The following is a 12,874-nucleotide window of genomic DNA, read 5'->3' on the forward strand; positions in this document are numbered from 1 at the left end:
GCTTCGATACGTGCTGCCTCTTTAAGTGCTGCTTCCTTCTTGGCAGCTTCCTCTAGGGCTGCTGCCTTTTGTGCAGCTTCCTTCAGTGCCAATTCCTTTTGTTCGGCTTCGATACGTGCTGCCTCTTTAAGTGCGGCCTCCTTCTTGGCAGCTTCCTCTAGGGCTACTGCTTTTTGTGCAGCTTCCTTCAGTGCCAATTCCTTTTGTTCGGCTTCGATACGTGCTTCCTCTTTAAGTGCTGCCTCCTTCTTGGCGGCTTCCTCTAAGGCTGCTGCCTTTTGTGCAGCTTCCTTCAGTGCCAATTCCTTTTGTTCGGCTTCGATACGAGCGATCTCTTTTAAAGCAGCCTCTTTAAGTGCAGCTTCTTCCAAGGCTTTTTGCCGTAATTCGGCTTCTCTTCGTGCCGCTTCCTTTAATTCACTCTCTTTTTTTGCAGCTTCTTGAAGCGCCGCTTCTTTTAAAGCGGCTTCCTTTATGGCCTGTTCTTTTAGCATCGCCTCTTTTTGAGCCGCTTCTTTCAATGCGGCTTCTTTGGCAGCGGCTTCTTTCAATGCAGCTTCTTTCAATGCGGCTTCACGTAAAGCAGCTTCTTTCAGTTCGGCTTCCTTTCGTGCCGCTTCTTTTAGAGCAGCTTCTCGTTTTTCTGCTTCTTTTAATGTGTTCTCAATAAGTTTGGCCTCGCGCATTGCAGCTTCTTTCTTTTCCGCTTCTAGTCTGGCGACTTCTTTGAGTTCTGCTTCTTTCTTGGCCGCAGCCTTCAATGCTTCTTCTTTCACCTCATTTTCTTTGAGTGCATCGTCACGTAAGGCCGCAACCTTATTGGCTGCTTCGTTGTTCATAGAGATAATGGCCTCTAGCTTTTTGACACGGTATAAACGGTCCTCTAATTCCTTCCGAAGGTATTGCGCATAGGCTGCTTCACTTTCTAGGGCTTTTTGTTTTTCTTCTAATTGGGTTAGAAGTTCGTTCGTGTTCTGGGAATCAGGGGTTTTAGAGGAGCTCACGACCGGCTCAAATCCTTGCGCCAACATAAATTCTTCTTTGTCGTAGTTCGCCTGTACTGAAGTATTCCCAGCCGGACCGCTCATACTCGCTTGAATGATTTGTACACTGTTTGCTCCTGTGTTTTGAATCACATTTTCCTCACTTTGAGGCGCATACGGAACAATGATCTTTTTGTCGTTTTGTGCTGTCGCAACAGCTTCCGCTACGGGTTCTCCGTAGACATCAAAGTACTTCCAATCTCCTGCTTTTCTTCCATTGCTGAAGTTGCCAATAGACTCTAAGCGTCCGTTCTTATGATAGTTCTTCCACTCACCTGTTTTTTTTCCATTGGCGTAGTACCCTATCGATTCTAACTCACCATTCTCATAGTAGAATTTCCATAATCCGGTTTCTTCCGTTCCCATAAAAGCACCGGTATAATGAATGTTTCCATTCTCGTATTGCTTTCCGACATAACTAATCTGTGAATATGCTTCGGCAACCAGCAGACTTATAAAAAAAAGGAGTACGATTCTTTTCATTATGCGGGGTTTTAATTGTTCAAGTGGATTCTAAGGTTGAATGATGCAATAGGCTTTCAATCAAACAACTAAATGTAGTAAAATTTGTAGTGTGTTAAAGAAATTGCAGAAGAAGTTCGATTTAGAGATCAAAACCTCCGCTGAACTACCATTTTTTCTACTATGAGTGTTAAGAAAAAAATGTGAAACAAAAAAAAGTGCTCTAGAGGCACTTTTTAGATTTGAAAATATTTCGAACCCTTGAGGAGAAGAAACTACTCACTTCATTAAATTAACGAAGATACTATTCTGCTACTTTCTTTATTTGAGATTGAAACAAGGAGCGTGCTACGAGCACAAAAACAATTCCGTAGAGCAACACCACCAAAGGTTGTGGTAAAGGGTGGAGCAAATAATGAATTCCCAGCGCCGACAGTGCGACTGCGAGCATTACAATTCGGAAACTATATAAAATTAATTGAGGCATATCTTTTAAAATTAGGCACTAATGGCGGGGTTTGGAATAGTGTCACTTACATGATTGTAATGGAATAAGAGTGTTTGGTAAAAACGACTTTGACGCTGACCGTTTTCCAAGCATCCTTTAAGAGTTTCTTCCAAATTGGTATAGGAAATTTTGATGGCAACGGCATCGTTCATATCGTATAACTTTTCAGTAATAGGCTGTGTACTGCTTGAGGTCCAAAGTGAAATTGTTTCACTATCGTAGTCGATGGTTACATCGGCTGCATTAAAGAAAAATTTCAAAAGTGTTTTCTGAAACGTGTAAAAATCATTACTTAAATTGGGAGGAATAGCGCAACTTCTTTTGATAAGTTTGCGCATTTCGTCGTGTAAGATTTGGTCTTGTGTTTTCATAACAATCCGTTTAAGGTTACACTAATTTACGTAGTATTTGCCTGTACGGATGTTAAGAAAATATTGTTTCACATTAATTTAACTATAAGCAAATCAATGTGTTAAAAAATTAAGAGGGTTGTTTATTCTGTAGGCAATCCGGCAGCCTGCCATGCCGTAATACCCCCTTCGAGATCGTAAATCTTTGTAAAACCCAATTCCTTAAATTGTTGAGCGGCTCGTGCACTGCGACCACCACTGCGACAGTAGAGATACACAGGAGTTTCCTTGTCCAGCGTAGCAGCGTTGACAAGAAAAGTATCGTTCGTGACACTTATATTCACAGCTCCAACCAAATGAACATCTTCAAATTCTTCCGGGGTACGCACATCAACCAGTTGTGGCTTTTTTGCTTCCAATAGTTGTTCTTGAAAGGAGTTTGGCGACACTACTTGAATGGTCGTTTGTTCTGTAATGAAAGTTCCGCTCTCCAGCCCAAAGGTAGTTTCTTTTTTATCCTTACAACTCTGGAAAACCAAGAGAGCACAAAATAAGATGGCGAAAGATTTCATATGTGTGCTTTATACAGTGGTCTCACCTTCCCATTCAGAAAAACCACCCAACAGATTATAGGTATTCTTAAATCCCAAAGAATTTAGGATAGCGCAGGCTTGACCGCTTCGGCCGCCGGACCTGCAATACACATAATAATTCTTTGATGGGTCTAAACTCTTGGTCTTTTCCATAAAACTACCGGCGTTCATGATGTCTAGATGAATTGCTGTTGGAATATAACCTTCTTCAACTTCTTGAGGTGTTCGTACATCCATGATAACAGCATTATCATCAGCTTCCAGTTTTGCTTTCCATTGGGATTGCGATAAATCCATACGTGCCTATTTTTTTTGTAAAAATACTAATTCGAGCCCATTGCTCATAAAAAAACTGACTTTTCAGAAAAAAAGTCAGTCGTTATTATTTATAAATCCGTGTTTATTGTTTCACAGAACAACCAATGGCTTTGGTCTCCTTGACCGAAACTTCTTTACCGGCAAGTAATTCATCAATAGCATTGGCAAGGAAAGGTACCTTGACCGCGCTGGCATCCCTTACGTTATCGTCTATCGCGCCAATATATTTTACAATGTATTTCCCTTTTTCTTTCTGAAGCAAATACACATGGGGTGTTTTTGTAGCGCCGTACTTAGCATAGATGGACTGACTTTCATCATACAAATATGGAAATGTAAATGCTTTTTCCTTGGCCTTTGCTTGCATCTTCACGAACGTATCGTCAGGTTGTACTTCCGGGTTATTGGGATTGATAGCGATCACGGGAAATCCCTTTGGTTTATACTTCGTATCCAACGCGTTGATTCTATCCTCACTCGCAACAGCATAAGGACATGTGTTACATGTAAAAATCACGATAAAACCTTTCGCCTCCTTATAATCAGACAGAGAGACCATTTTTCCGTCAACATTCTTTAATTTAAAGTCTGTGGCCGCGTCGCCAATAGTATAACCATCGGCTGCTGCAGGCTGTATACTTTTAAAACTACTCAATACCGCTACACTCACTAAAGCGAGGAACAGCACAATACTTAAAGATCCTTTTTTCATTGTTATTTTTATAAAATTGATGTTACTTCTTTTTTTAATTCTTCATAAGTAAAAGAACGTTCATAAAATATACGCTCCTTAGCATTATAAAGAATGGTTGCGGGAATCGCCCCGCTCCACTCCTTTGAGACCTTGGGTATCCACGAGTTCGCATCATTGTCATCCAGCAGTATCACTTTGGACGCAATATTATTCTTCTCGATAAACGGAATGACTTGGGTGTTTATTTTATCGGGAAAGTCCAAACTTACAAAAACAACTTGCACCTTTTCCTTGGCATATTCTGCCTGAATCCTTTCAAAATAAGGCATTTCTTTAATGCAAGGTTTGCACCAAGTCGCCCAAAAGTTGACTACATATGTCGAATCATTATTTTTTGTCAAGTAAGGCTTAAGTCCATCGTAGTCTACGATAGGAATGAGCCCGGCTTCAGTAGGAGCTGCAGCTGTCTCTTCTTTCTTTTCCTCGGAAGCTGTTACGGAAGTCTCTTCTTTTGTATTGTTTCCGCAGGCAATACATAGCATTAACAAGAATATAGATAGCATTTTTTTCACGTCCTAAAAATATCTAAAATACAATCAAACTCCATTATTTTTAACACTTCGTTTTGTGTTAAAGCACCGCTTTTTCTTTGCCGGAATAAAATTTCGTTAAAATTATTTACTATTCAAAAACTTATATTAAATTTGTATATACAAATATTGTAGTAACAAATATGAAAATAGAGGACGTTATACAATCCAGAGCCATGTCGCTCCCAACGAAAACGGTGATCAACATCGCCTTTACCAGCAGGGTTGTGGAAGAAGCCATTCTAGCCGTATTAAAGCCTTACGATCTGTCCGTTCAGCAATATAATGTTTTAAGAATCCTTAGAGGTCAGAAGGGAAATCCGGCAAACCTATCGACCATACAGGAGCGAATGGTGGATCGAAACAGTAATACCACGCGCCTAGTGGACAAACTTATAACTAAGGGCTGGGTACGACGTCAAATATGCAAGAATAACCGTAGAAAAGTAGAAATATTCATCACGGATAGCGGAAAAGAAGTTCTCGAAGAACTCGATCCTCTCACAGAGAATAACAACAAGAACGTATTACAAAACCTGTCCGAAGGTGAAGTGGAAACCCTCAACAATCTATTGGACAAGCTGCGTAAGGACGACAATTAGACCCTAGGAACATTTACACATTATGAAACAAATATTTTAAATTTTACAGCTATGAAAACAATCATGAAATCAGTTTTTATTTTAACCGTGGCAACTACCGCAGTTGCTTTTACAACAACACCTATGAAAAAGAGAATCGATATTAAAGAAAGCTCCATCGAATGGAAAGGAAAAAAAATTCTGGGTTCCCATACAGGAACCATTAATTTGAAGGAAGGTTACTTGGAAGTAGATGGTGATGATCTAGTAGGCGGCATGTTTGTCGTAGATATGACCTCGCTAAAGAACACCGACTTAAGCGGTGAGAACCGAGCGAAGTTGGAAGGACACTTAAAAAGTGATGACTTCTTTGGCGTCGCATCCTATCCCACAGCTTCGTTGGTAATAAATAGTGCAACCAAGAAGGGCAATGTGCATACAGTTTCTGCAGATCTGACTATTAAAGGCACAACCAACCCAATTACATTTGAATTGATCATGGGCGAGACCGCTGCTCGAACCAGCTTGAAAATTGACCGCACGCAATACGGTGTTCGTTATGGTAGCGGAAGTTTATTCGACAGTTTGGGGGATAACACGATATCCGATAACTTCGAATTGGACGTCTTGTTAAAATTTTAAGCAAGAAAGGCTTGTGTTTCAAAAATTCATTTCTATATTTGAAATCGAAATTATGATCACAAACACAGTACATATTTGGTGGTGGGATATCTTACGTCATTCGTCGTGAGTTAAGCACTACTGTATGTAATTCGATACAAAGGCTTGTCAATCACGACAAGCCTTTTTTTATGTTATGAAGTATACATTTACAACTTTTTCTAAAAAACGTCTGGCGGACACCTTAACACCGGTTTCGGTTTATTTACGTCTGCGGGATAAATTTCCAAACAGCCTGTTACTGGAGAGCAGTGACTATCATGCCAATGATAACAGCTTCAGCTATATTTGCTGTAATCCGATTGCTTCCTTCAGGATCGCAAATGAAAGGATACACCAAGAATTTCCCGATGGAAAGATCTTGGAGACACCCATTACATCTAGTACACACATTCCTACAATGCTGGAACAATTTGCAAGCTCTTTTGCGTCAGAAGAATCGTCGCATAAATTCATTTATAACGGACTCTTTGGCTATACGGCCTACGATGCTGTTCGGTATTTTGAATCGGTTTCAGTGTCAAAAAAAGAGAACGCATTGGGCATTCCGGACCTGTATTACGCCATTTATAAGAATGTAATTGCCATTAACCATTTCAATAATGAGGCCTATATTTTTGCCCATTGTTATCAAGATGAAAATAATATAACTGAGATAGAGCAATTACTGCAATCAAAGAATTTTTCTGAATATCCTTTTCAACGTGAAGGAGATCTGGCTACTAATTTGAAGGACGCCGAATTTAAAGCACTCGTTCGTACCTGCAAACAACATTGCCATCGCGGGGATGTCTTCCAGATTGTTCCAAGCAAACGGTTTACCCAAAAATTTAGCGGCGATGAATTCAATGTGTACAGAGCCTTGCGAAGTGTGAATCCAAGTCCCTACCTATTCTACTTTGATTACGGAAAATTCAAGATCTTTGGTAGTTCTCCCGAAGCTCAGTTAGTCGTAAAGAACGGACGGGCCGAGATCCACCCCATTGCCGGAACTTTTAAACGCACCGGAAACGATGAGCAGGATGCCGAACTTGCAAAACAACTTTCAGCCGATACGAAAGAGAACAGCGAGCATGTGATGCTAGTTGATTTGGCGCGTAATGATCTTAGTCGGCATGGGACGAACGTAACCGTGGAAACCTATAGAGAGGTACAATTTTTTTCTCATGTGATACATTTGGTTAGCAAAGTAAGTGCTAAAAAGAATGCCGCGACACCTACCATGCAGATCGTAGCCGATACGTTTCCCGCAGGTACCCTAAGCGGCGCACCAAAACATAACGCCATGCGTCTTTTAGAGAAGTATGAAAAGACCGGTCGGGAATTTTATGGAGGCGCCATAGGTTTTATGGACTTTACCGGTAATTACAACCATGCCATCATCATTCGATCCTTTTTGAGCAAGGATCATCACTTGCATTACCAGGCCGGAGCCGGTGTGGTCGCCCAAAGTGATGAAGAAAATGAATTACAAGAAGTATATAACAAACTGGGGGCGCTTACAAAAGCTATGGAACTCGCTGAAACCTTATAGAATGAAAGTATTAGTCATTGATAACTACGATAGTTTTGTATATAATCTCGTGCATTATCTGGAAGAACTGGATTGTGAGGTCACCGTAAAACGTAACGACCAATTCCAATTAGAAGAGGTCAAGCCTTACGATAAGATTCTCCTATCCCCAGGACCCGGTATCCCAGATGAAGCAGGACTTTTAAAAGCACTAATCGTACAATTTGCCACTACCAAAAGCATCTTGGGGGTGTGTTTAGGGCAGCAGGCAATCGGGGAAGTCTTTGGCGGCACCTTAGAGAATCTGGCAACCGTCTTTCACGGAGTAGCCACCAAAGCTAAGATCTTGGTAACAGATGAACCGCTATTCAAGGGATTGGGTAATGAACTGGAAATAGGCAGGTATCACTCTTGGGTAGTTTCCAAAAATGATTTCCCAACGGTTTTAGAGATCACTTCGGAAGATCCCAACGGCCAGATCATGTCTCTAAGACACAAAGTATACGACGTACGGGGTGTTCAGTTTCATCCCGAAAGTGTGCTTACCCCAAAAGGCAAACAGATGATTAAAAATTGGATAGACAATTAATATGAAGGAACTTTTAAACCGACTTATACATCATGAACAGCTGGCTAAAGAAGAGGCTCGTGATGTTTTGGTGGCCATTTCAGAAGGTAAATTCAATCAAAGTCAGATCGCTGCATTTCTCACGGTGTATATGATGCGTAGTGTTACCTTAGACGAACTTATCGGATTCAGGGAGGCTTTACTAGATCTGTGTATAGAGATCGCACTCGATGAATATAATACGATAGACCTTTGTGGCACCGGCGGCGACGGAAAGAACACCTTCAATATTTCAACACTTGCTTCTTTTGTTACAGCCGGAGCGGGCGTGTTAGTCACCAAACACGGCAATTACGGAGTTTCTTCCATAAGCGGAAGCAGTAACGTTATGGAAGCATTGGGTGTTACTTTTAGCAATGATGAAGGCCATTTAAAAAGGTGCTTGGAGCAAGCCGGCATTTGCATACTACACGCCCCACTCTTTCATCCCGCCATGAAACACGTTGCTCCTATTCGAAGGGAATTGGCCGTAAAGACCTTCTTCAACATGTTGGGACCCATGGTAAATCCTGCCCGACCGAAAAATCAACTTGTGGGTGTATACGATCTTGAACTTGCGCGTTTGTATGGTTACATTTATCAAAAGAGCAATACAAACTATACCATTGTACATGCCATGGACGGTTACGACGAAATCTCACTTACCGGACCTGCCAAGGTGATTACTAGAAATACAGAGACGATCCTCCATGCTTCAGACTTTAATGTAACGACTTTGGCAGCCCATGAGATATACGGTGGCAGTTCGGTAAAAGAATCAGCTCAATTGTTCATGGATATATTGGAAGGTAAAGGCACAGTAGCTCAACATACTGTGGTATGTGCAAATGCGGCACTGGCCATTGCCGAAATGGAACAATGCTCTCTAACCGAAGGGTTTGAAAAGGCAACGTATGCCTTAGATAGTGGCAAAGCGCTTCAGTGCTTGCAACAATTACAACATCTAACAAAAGGCTTATGAACATTCTGGATACCATCGTCGCACAAAAACGCAAGGAAGTGGCTGCTAAAAAGGACGTGTTTCCTGTTACATTGCTGGAACGTTCGCTATTATTTTCACGAATGCCCCGTTCGCTTGCTCAAGCCCTTCGTACCTCGAAAACAGGGATCATTGCTGAATTTAAACGCCGTTCGCCCAGTAAATCCGTGATCAATAATGCTGCAAAGGTTCACACAATTGCATTAGTATATGAACAAGCCGGTGTGAGCGGCATTTCGGTGCTAACCGACACCCCGTTCTTTGGCGGATCCTTGGACGACCTGCTCTTGGCACGATCCACAGTCGACCTTCCATTGCTTCGGAAGGAGTTCATCGTAGATCCTTACCAGATCTACGAAGCAAAAGCCTATGGCGCAGATGCGATCCTACTAATTGCGGCCTGTCTTTCGGAACAAGAGATCATGGCTCTTTCTACATTGGCAAAAGCGCTATTATTGGATGTATTAGTAGAGGTTCATAGCGTCGAAGAATTAAAGAGATCGCTTCACGCTACCATTGATATGGTGGGTGTCAATAACCGAAATCTAAAGACGTTCGAAGTAGATCCCACTACAAGTACGGCATTATCAATAGAAATTCCGTCAACTTTTGTAAAGGTTTCTGAAAGTGGTATTCGCACGTCACAACACATCAAAGATTTACGTTCATACGGATTTCAGGGTTTTCTAATTGGGGAACAATTCATGAAATCCGAAGATCCGGCAAATGAAGTACAACAATTCATGAGAGCGCTGTTATGAAAAAAATTGGCATCAAAGTATGTGGTATGAAATCCAACTGCGACCAAGTGGTATCTCTTGCCCCGGATTATGTAGGCTTTATCTTTTACGGGAAAAGTCCAAGATATTGGGAGGGGGAACTCCCGGAAATACCCCAACACATTGGGCGCGTAGGGGTTTTTGTAAATGCTACTGTAACTACCATTAAAGATATTACAATGCGGTATGGTCTTGCCGTGATACAATTACATGGAGATGAAACTCCCGAGTTTTGCAAGGCATTGCGTAACGAGATTCTTCAGCATTACGAACAAAAAATAGAACTATGGAAGGTCTTTGCGATTAAGAATACGATTCATTGGGAGGATATTCTTCCGTACGAGAAGGTTGCAGATAAGTATCTTTTCGACACTAAAGGCGATTCTAGAGGCGGAAATGGTGAAACGTTCGACTGGAGCCTTTTAAAAACATATCCTTCAGAAAAACCCTTTATTCTGAGTGGAGGTATTGGCCAAGAGCACTTGAAACTGATACGTGAAATAAACAGTTCCAAACTACCCTTATACGCCGTTGATGTGAACAGTCGGTTCGAGCATGCACCGGGGAGAAAAAACATAGCTACTTTAAAAAAATTTATCGATGAGTTATCATATTAATAATACAGGCTACTACGGCGATTTTGGAGGTGCCTACATTCCCGAAATGCTGTATCCCAACGTAGAAGAACTTCGTATCAAGTATAAAGAAATACTGGAAGAACCCTCGTTTCAGGAAGAATTTAGACAACTATTAAAAGAATATGTAGGACGCCCTACCCCACTCTATTTTGCCAACCGCCTTTCAGAAAGATATAACACAAAGATCTATTTAAAACGCGAAGACCTGTGCCATACAGGAGCTCATAAGATCAATAACACCATTGGCCAGATCTTACTGGCTAGACGTCTTAAGAAAACACGCATCATTGCCGAAACAGGTGCCGGACAGCACGGTGTAGCTACTGCTACGGTATGTGCATTGATGGGTATGGAATGTATCGTTTATATGGGAGCAATCGATATTCAGCGCCAGGCACCTAACGTAGCGCGTATGAAAATGCTGGGAGCTACTGTAATTCCGGCTACCAGTGGGAGCAAGACCCTAAAAGATGCGACCAACGAAGCGATCCGGGATTGGATCAATAATCCTGTTGACACACATTATATCATCGGAAGTGTGGTAGGTCCGCACCCGTATCCGGACATGGTTGCCCGGTTCCAAAGTGTGATTTCGCAAGAGATCAAGCAACAACTTCTGGAAAAGGAAGGAAAAGAACATCCCAATTATGTAGTGGCATGTGTGGGTGGTGGCAGCAACGCAGCCGGCGCTTTTTATGAATACCTCGATACCTCACAGGTGGGTCTCATCGCTGTCGAAGCAGCCGGCAAAGGGATCGATACCGGAGAAAGTGCAGCCACTTCGGTATTGGGAAAGGTCGGGATTATACATGGGAGTAAAACATTGCTGATGCAAACTACTGACGGGCAAATCACCGAACCGTATTCTATATCGGCGGGATTGGATTATCCGGGTGTGGGGCCCATGCACGCTCAGTTGTTTGCGAGTGGCCGTGGAGAATTTATTTCGATTACAGATGATGACGCCATGCTTGCGGGTAGGGAACTTAGCGAACTGGAAGGAATCATTCCCGCGATAGAAACAAGTCATGCCTTGGCTATCTTTAAGCAGCGACCCTTTAAAAAAGAAGACATTGTCGTGGTGAACTTAAGCGGACGAGGAGATAAAGACCTCGCTACGTATATTGATTATTTTAATTTAAAGTAGGGCGTTCCCCGCCATATCTTTTCAAAAAAGAACGGCGGGGCGGGCTTTCGGCTATATCCCCCAAGCTGGTTGGGGGGATGCCGCCTCTACAAGCCTGCCGAGGGGCAGGTCCCTAACGCATTGATAGAACAAATGAATAGAATAGAACAACGATTACAGCAAGATAAAAAGATCTTATCCATATATTTTACAGCGGGATTTCCGTCATTACAGGATACGGCACCCCTTTTGGAAGCCTTGGAAGATAGTGGTGTCGATATGGTAGAAATAGGATTGCCGTTCAGCGACCCATTGGCAGACGGTCCCACGATACAGGCCAGTTCGACACAAGCTCTGCGAAATGGAATGACCACTACCCTTTTGTTCGAGCAACTTGAAGGCATACGTAAAAAAATCTCCATTCCTTTGATACTTATGGGCTATTTCAACCCGGTACTTCAGTATGGGGTTGAAGCATTTTGTAAAAAATGCTCCGAAATCGGTATCGATGGTGTCATCCTTCCCGATTTGCCGTTGGCCGAGTATACCAATCACTATAAAGAGATCTTCGATCGCTATGGTCTTCTTAATATCTTCCTCATCACACCGCAAACCACGGAGGCTCGTATTCGGGAGATCGATGCGGCTTCTCGCGGCTTTATCTATATGGTTAGTAGTGCTGCTACTACGGGAGGTACACAGGACTTTGGGGAAACACATTCAAACTACTTCAAGCGTATCGAACAGATGAACCTTAAAAATCCACAAATAGTAGGGTTCGGCATCAACAGTGCCAAAACATTTTCTGTAGCGACAACATATAGCTCGGGAGCTATAATTGGCAGTGCGTTTATTTCACTGCTTAAAGAACGAGGCATTGAGGCCATCCCGGATTTTATTACATCCATTAAAAACATTTAACCTCATTTTAGTAAGTCCTTAATATTTTTTGTGATTTAGATAGTTTATTTTACTGTTTGAATTTTAAAACGATACCATTATGGCTAAGAAATTTGAAAGAAAAACCGAACAGAAGAATCCCACCAATCCCACAGGGAATACCAATCAAAAAACAAATAAATTTGATATCAACGAAAAGACTATTAAAAAACAACAAAATAAAAAGTAATGGGAAAGGGAGATAAAAAAACCAAACGCGGAAAGATCATCCTTGGAACTTTTGGTAAACTCCGCCCGAAACGTAAGAAATTCAATTTGCGTTCGAAAACCGTAAAAGGAAATCAAGAAAAAGGAGTTTGACCTTATAAATTAAGTTCAAAACAAAAAGCCCCTTCTCGAAAGAGAAGGGGCTTTTCCTATTTATTCATGTGAGTGTTTACTCTTTAATGAGTCGTTTTACAACGCTTGCTTGCTCACTAGCGATCTCTACT

At 41.8% G+C, this 12,874-nt stretch carries 17 protein-coding genes and 1 pseudogene; 11 read left to right on the forward strand and 7 right to left on the reverse strand.

Going from position 1 to position 12,874, the window contains the following annotated elements; all coding sequences use genetic code 11:
* The 7 genes and pseudogenes from AACZ11_RS12460 to AACZ11_RS12490 form a co-directional block, all read right to left on the reverse strand.
* Window positions 1-1,526, reverse strand: a pseudogene (locus tag AACZ11_RS12460) (hypothetical protein); the annotation flags it as partial.
* A 283-nt stretch (window positions 1,527-1,809) separates the two neighbouring features.
* The gene (locus AACZ11_RS12465; RefSeq protein WP_290625030.1) at window positions 1,810-1,992 is read right to left on the reverse strand and encodes a hypothetical protein; all 183 of its coding nucleotides are present in this window, start codon (window positions 1,990-1,992) and stop codon (window positions 1,810-1,812) included.
* Window positions 1,993-2,003: 11 nt separating this feature from the next.
* Window positions 2,004-2,384 carry a hypothetical protein gene (locus AACZ11_RS12470; RefSeq protein ID WP_290625029.1) on the reverse strand — a complete coding sequence of 127 codons (381 nt, stop codon included), beginning with the start codon at window positions 2,382-2,384 and terminating at the stop codon, window positions 2,004-2,006.
* A gap of 122 nt (window positions 2,385-2,506) precedes the next feature.
* A complete protein-coding gene (locus AACZ11_RS12475; protein WP_290625028.1) occupies window positions 2,507-2,935 on the reverse strand; it encodes a rhodanese-like domain-containing protein in 429 nt (142 codons plus the stop codon).
* 9 nt (window positions 2,936-2,944) lie between these two features.
* Window positions 2,945-3,253 (reverse strand): rhodanese-like domain-containing protein, encoded by a 309-nt coding sequence (locus AACZ11_RS12480; RefSeq protein WP_290625027.1) that lies wholly within the window; start codon window positions 3,251-3,253, stop codon window positions 2,945-2,947.
* 103 nt (window positions 3,254-3,356) lie between these two features.
* Window positions 3,357-3,986, reverse strand: coding sequence for a thioredoxin family protein (locus AACZ11_RS12485; RefSeq protein WP_290625026.1), 630 nt, complete (start codon window positions 3,984-3,986; stop codon window positions 3,357-3,359).
* Between the two features lie 8 nt (window positions 3,987-3,994).
* The gene (locus AACZ11_RS12490) at window positions 3,995-4,531 is read right to left on the reverse strand and encodes a TlpA disulfide reductase family protein (RefSeq protein WP_290625025.1); all 537 of its coding nucleotides are present in this window, start codon (window positions 4,529-4,531) and stop codon (window positions 3,995-3,997) included.
* 170 nt (window positions 4,532-4,701) lie between these two features.
* Between AACZ11_RS12490 and AACZ11_RS12495 the strand changes: the two genes are divergently transcribed.
* The 11 genes from AACZ11_RS12495 to AACZ11_RS12545 all read left to right on the forward strand — a co-directional run bounded on the left by AACZ11_RS12495 (window position 4,702) and on the right by AACZ11_RS12545 (window position 12,743).
* Entirely contained in the window at window positions 4,702-5,160 is a 459-nt protein-coding gene (locus tag AACZ11_RS12495; protein WP_290625024.1) for a MarR family transcriptional regulator, read from the forward strand.
* Window positions 5,161-5,211: 51 nt separating this feature from the next.
* On the forward strand, window positions 5,212-5,781 hold the full coding sequence (locus tag AACZ11_RS12500) for a YceI family protein (protein WP_290625023.1): 570 nt from the start codon (window positions 5,212-5,214) through the stop codon (window positions 5,779-5,781).
* A 175-nt stretch (window positions 5,782-5,956) separates the two neighbouring features.
* Complete coding sequence (locus AACZ11_RS12505; protein ID WP_290625022.1) at window positions 5,957-7,354, forward strand: anthranilate synthase component I family protein; 1,398 nt, start codon at window positions 5,957-5,959, stop codon at window positions 7,352-7,354.
* 1 nt (window position 7,355) lies between these two features.
* On the forward strand, window positions 7,356-7,922 hold the full coding sequence (locus tag AACZ11_RS12510) for an aminodeoxychorismate/anthranilate synthase component II (RefSeq protein WP_290625021.1): 567 nt from the start codon (window positions 7,356-7,358) through the stop codon (window positions 7,920-7,922).
* A gap of 1 nt (window position 7,923) precedes the next feature.
* Entirely contained in the window at window positions 7,924-8,922 is a 999-nt protein-coding gene (trpD, locus tag AACZ11_RS12515; protein WP_290625020.1) for an anthranilate phosphoribosyltransferase, read from the forward strand.
* Entirely contained in the window at window positions 8,919-9,701 is a 783-nt protein-coding gene (trpC, locus tag AACZ11_RS12520; protein WP_290625019.1) for an indole-3-glycerol phosphate synthase TrpC, read from the forward strand. Before trpD ends, trpC begins: the two co-directional genes overlap by 4 nt.
* The gene (locus tag AACZ11_RS12525) at window positions 9,698-10,336 is read left to right on the forward strand and encodes a phosphoribosylanthranilate isomerase (protein ID WP_290625018.1); all 639 of its coding nucleotides are present in this window, start codon (window positions 9,698-9,700) and stop codon (window positions 10,334-10,336) included. The genes trpC and AACZ11_RS12525 overlap by 4 nt, the downstream gene beginning before the upstream one ends.
* A complete protein-coding gene (gene trpB, locus AACZ11_RS12530) occupies window positions 10,320-11,504 on the forward strand; it encodes a tryptophan synthase subunit beta (protein ID WP_339832655.1) in 1,185 nt (394 codons plus the stop codon). Before AACZ11_RS12525 ends, trpB begins: the two co-directional genes overlap by 17 nt.
* 132 nt (window positions 11,505-11,636) lie before the next feature.
* Window positions 11,637-12,404, forward strand: a complete 768-nt coding sequence (trpA, locus tag AACZ11_RS12535; RefSeq protein WP_339832658.1) for a tryptophan synthase subunit alpha — start codon at window positions 11,637-11,639, stop codon at window positions 12,402-12,404.
* A gap of 79 nt (window positions 12,405-12,483) precedes the next feature.
* Window positions 12,484-12,612, forward strand: a complete 129-nt coding sequence (locus AACZ11_RS12540) for a hypothetical protein (RefSeq protein WP_339832660.1) — start codon at window positions 12,484-12,486, stop codon at window positions 12,610-12,612.
* A complete protein-coding gene (locus tag AACZ11_RS12545) occupies window positions 12,612-12,743 on the forward strand; it encodes a 30S ribosomal protein THX (protein ID WP_339832662.1) in 132 nt (43 codons plus the stop codon). The genes AACZ11_RS12540 and AACZ11_RS12545 overlap by 1 nt, the downstream gene beginning before the upstream one ends.
* The last annotated feature ends 131 nt before the right edge of the window (window positions 12,744-12,874 follow it).

The organism is uncultured Altibacter sp., from assembly GCF_963972995.1.
GTDB lineage: Bacteria > Bacteroidota > Bacteroidia > Flavobacteriales > Flavobacteriaceae > Altibacter.

Coding starts and splice junctions, on each gene's coding strand:
- AACZ11_RS12465 (WP_290625030.1), bottom strand. CDS start 1,992: ATGCCTCAATTAATTTTATATAGTTTCCGAATTGTAATGCTCGCAGTC.
- AACZ11_RS12470 (WP_290625029.1), bottom strand. CDS start 2,384: ATGAAAACACAAGACCAAATCTTACACGACGAAATGCGCAAACTTATC.
- AACZ11_RS12475 (WP_290625028.1), bottom strand. CDS start 2,935: ATGAAATCTTTCGCCATCTTATTTTGTGCTCTCTTGGTTTTCCAGAGT.
- AACZ11_RS12480 (WP_290625027.1), bottom strand. CDS start 3,253: ATGGATTTATCGCAATCCCAATGGAAAGCAAAACTGGAAGCTGATGAT.
- AACZ11_RS12485 (WP_290625026.1), bottom strand. CDS start 3,986: ATGAAAAAAGGATCTTTAAGTATTGTGCTGTTCCTCGCTTTAGTGAGT.
- AACZ11_RS12490 (WP_290625025.1), bottom strand. CDS start 4,531: ATGCTATCTATATTCTTGTTAATGCTATGTATTGCCTGCGGAAACAAT.
- AACZ11_RS12495 (WP_290625024.1), top strand. CDS start 4,702: ATGAAAATAGAGGACGTTATACAATCCAGAGCCATGTCGCTCCCAACG.
- AACZ11_RS12500 (WP_290625023.1), top strand. CDS start 5,212: ATGAAAACAATCATGAAATCAGTTTTTATTTTAACCGTGGCAACTACC.
- AACZ11_RS12505 (WP_290625022.1), top strand. CDS start 5,957: ATGAAGTATACATTTACAACTTTTTCTAAAAAACGTCTGGCGGACACC.
- AACZ11_RS12510 (WP_290625021.1), top strand. CDS start 7,356: ATGAAAGTATTAGTCATTGATAACTACGATAGTTTTGTATATAATCTC.
- trpD (WP_290625020.1), top strand. CDS start 7,924: ATGAAGGAACTTTTAAACCGACTTATACATCATGAACAGCTGGCTAAA.
- trpC (WP_290625019.1), top strand. CDS start 8,919: ATGAACATTCTGGATACCATCGTCGCACAAAAACGCAAGGAAGTGGCT.
- AACZ11_RS12525 (WP_290625018.1), top strand. CDS start 9,698: ATGAAAAAAATTGGCATCAAAGTATGTGGTATGAAATCCAACTGCGAC.
- trpB (WP_339832655.1), top strand. CDS start 10,320: ATGAGTTATCATATTAATAATACAGGCTACTACGGCGATTTTGGAGGT.
- trpA (WP_339832658.1), top strand. CDS start 11,637: ATGAATAGAATAGAACAACGATTACAGCAAGATAAAAAGATCTTATCC.
- AACZ11_RS12540 (WP_339832660.1), top strand. CDS start 12,484: ATGGCTAAGAAATTTGAAAGAAAAACCGAACAGAAGAATCCCACCAAT.
- AACZ11_RS12545 (WP_339832662.1), top strand. CDS start 12,612: ATGGGAAAGGGAGATAAAAAAACCAAACGCGGAAAGATCATCCTTGGA.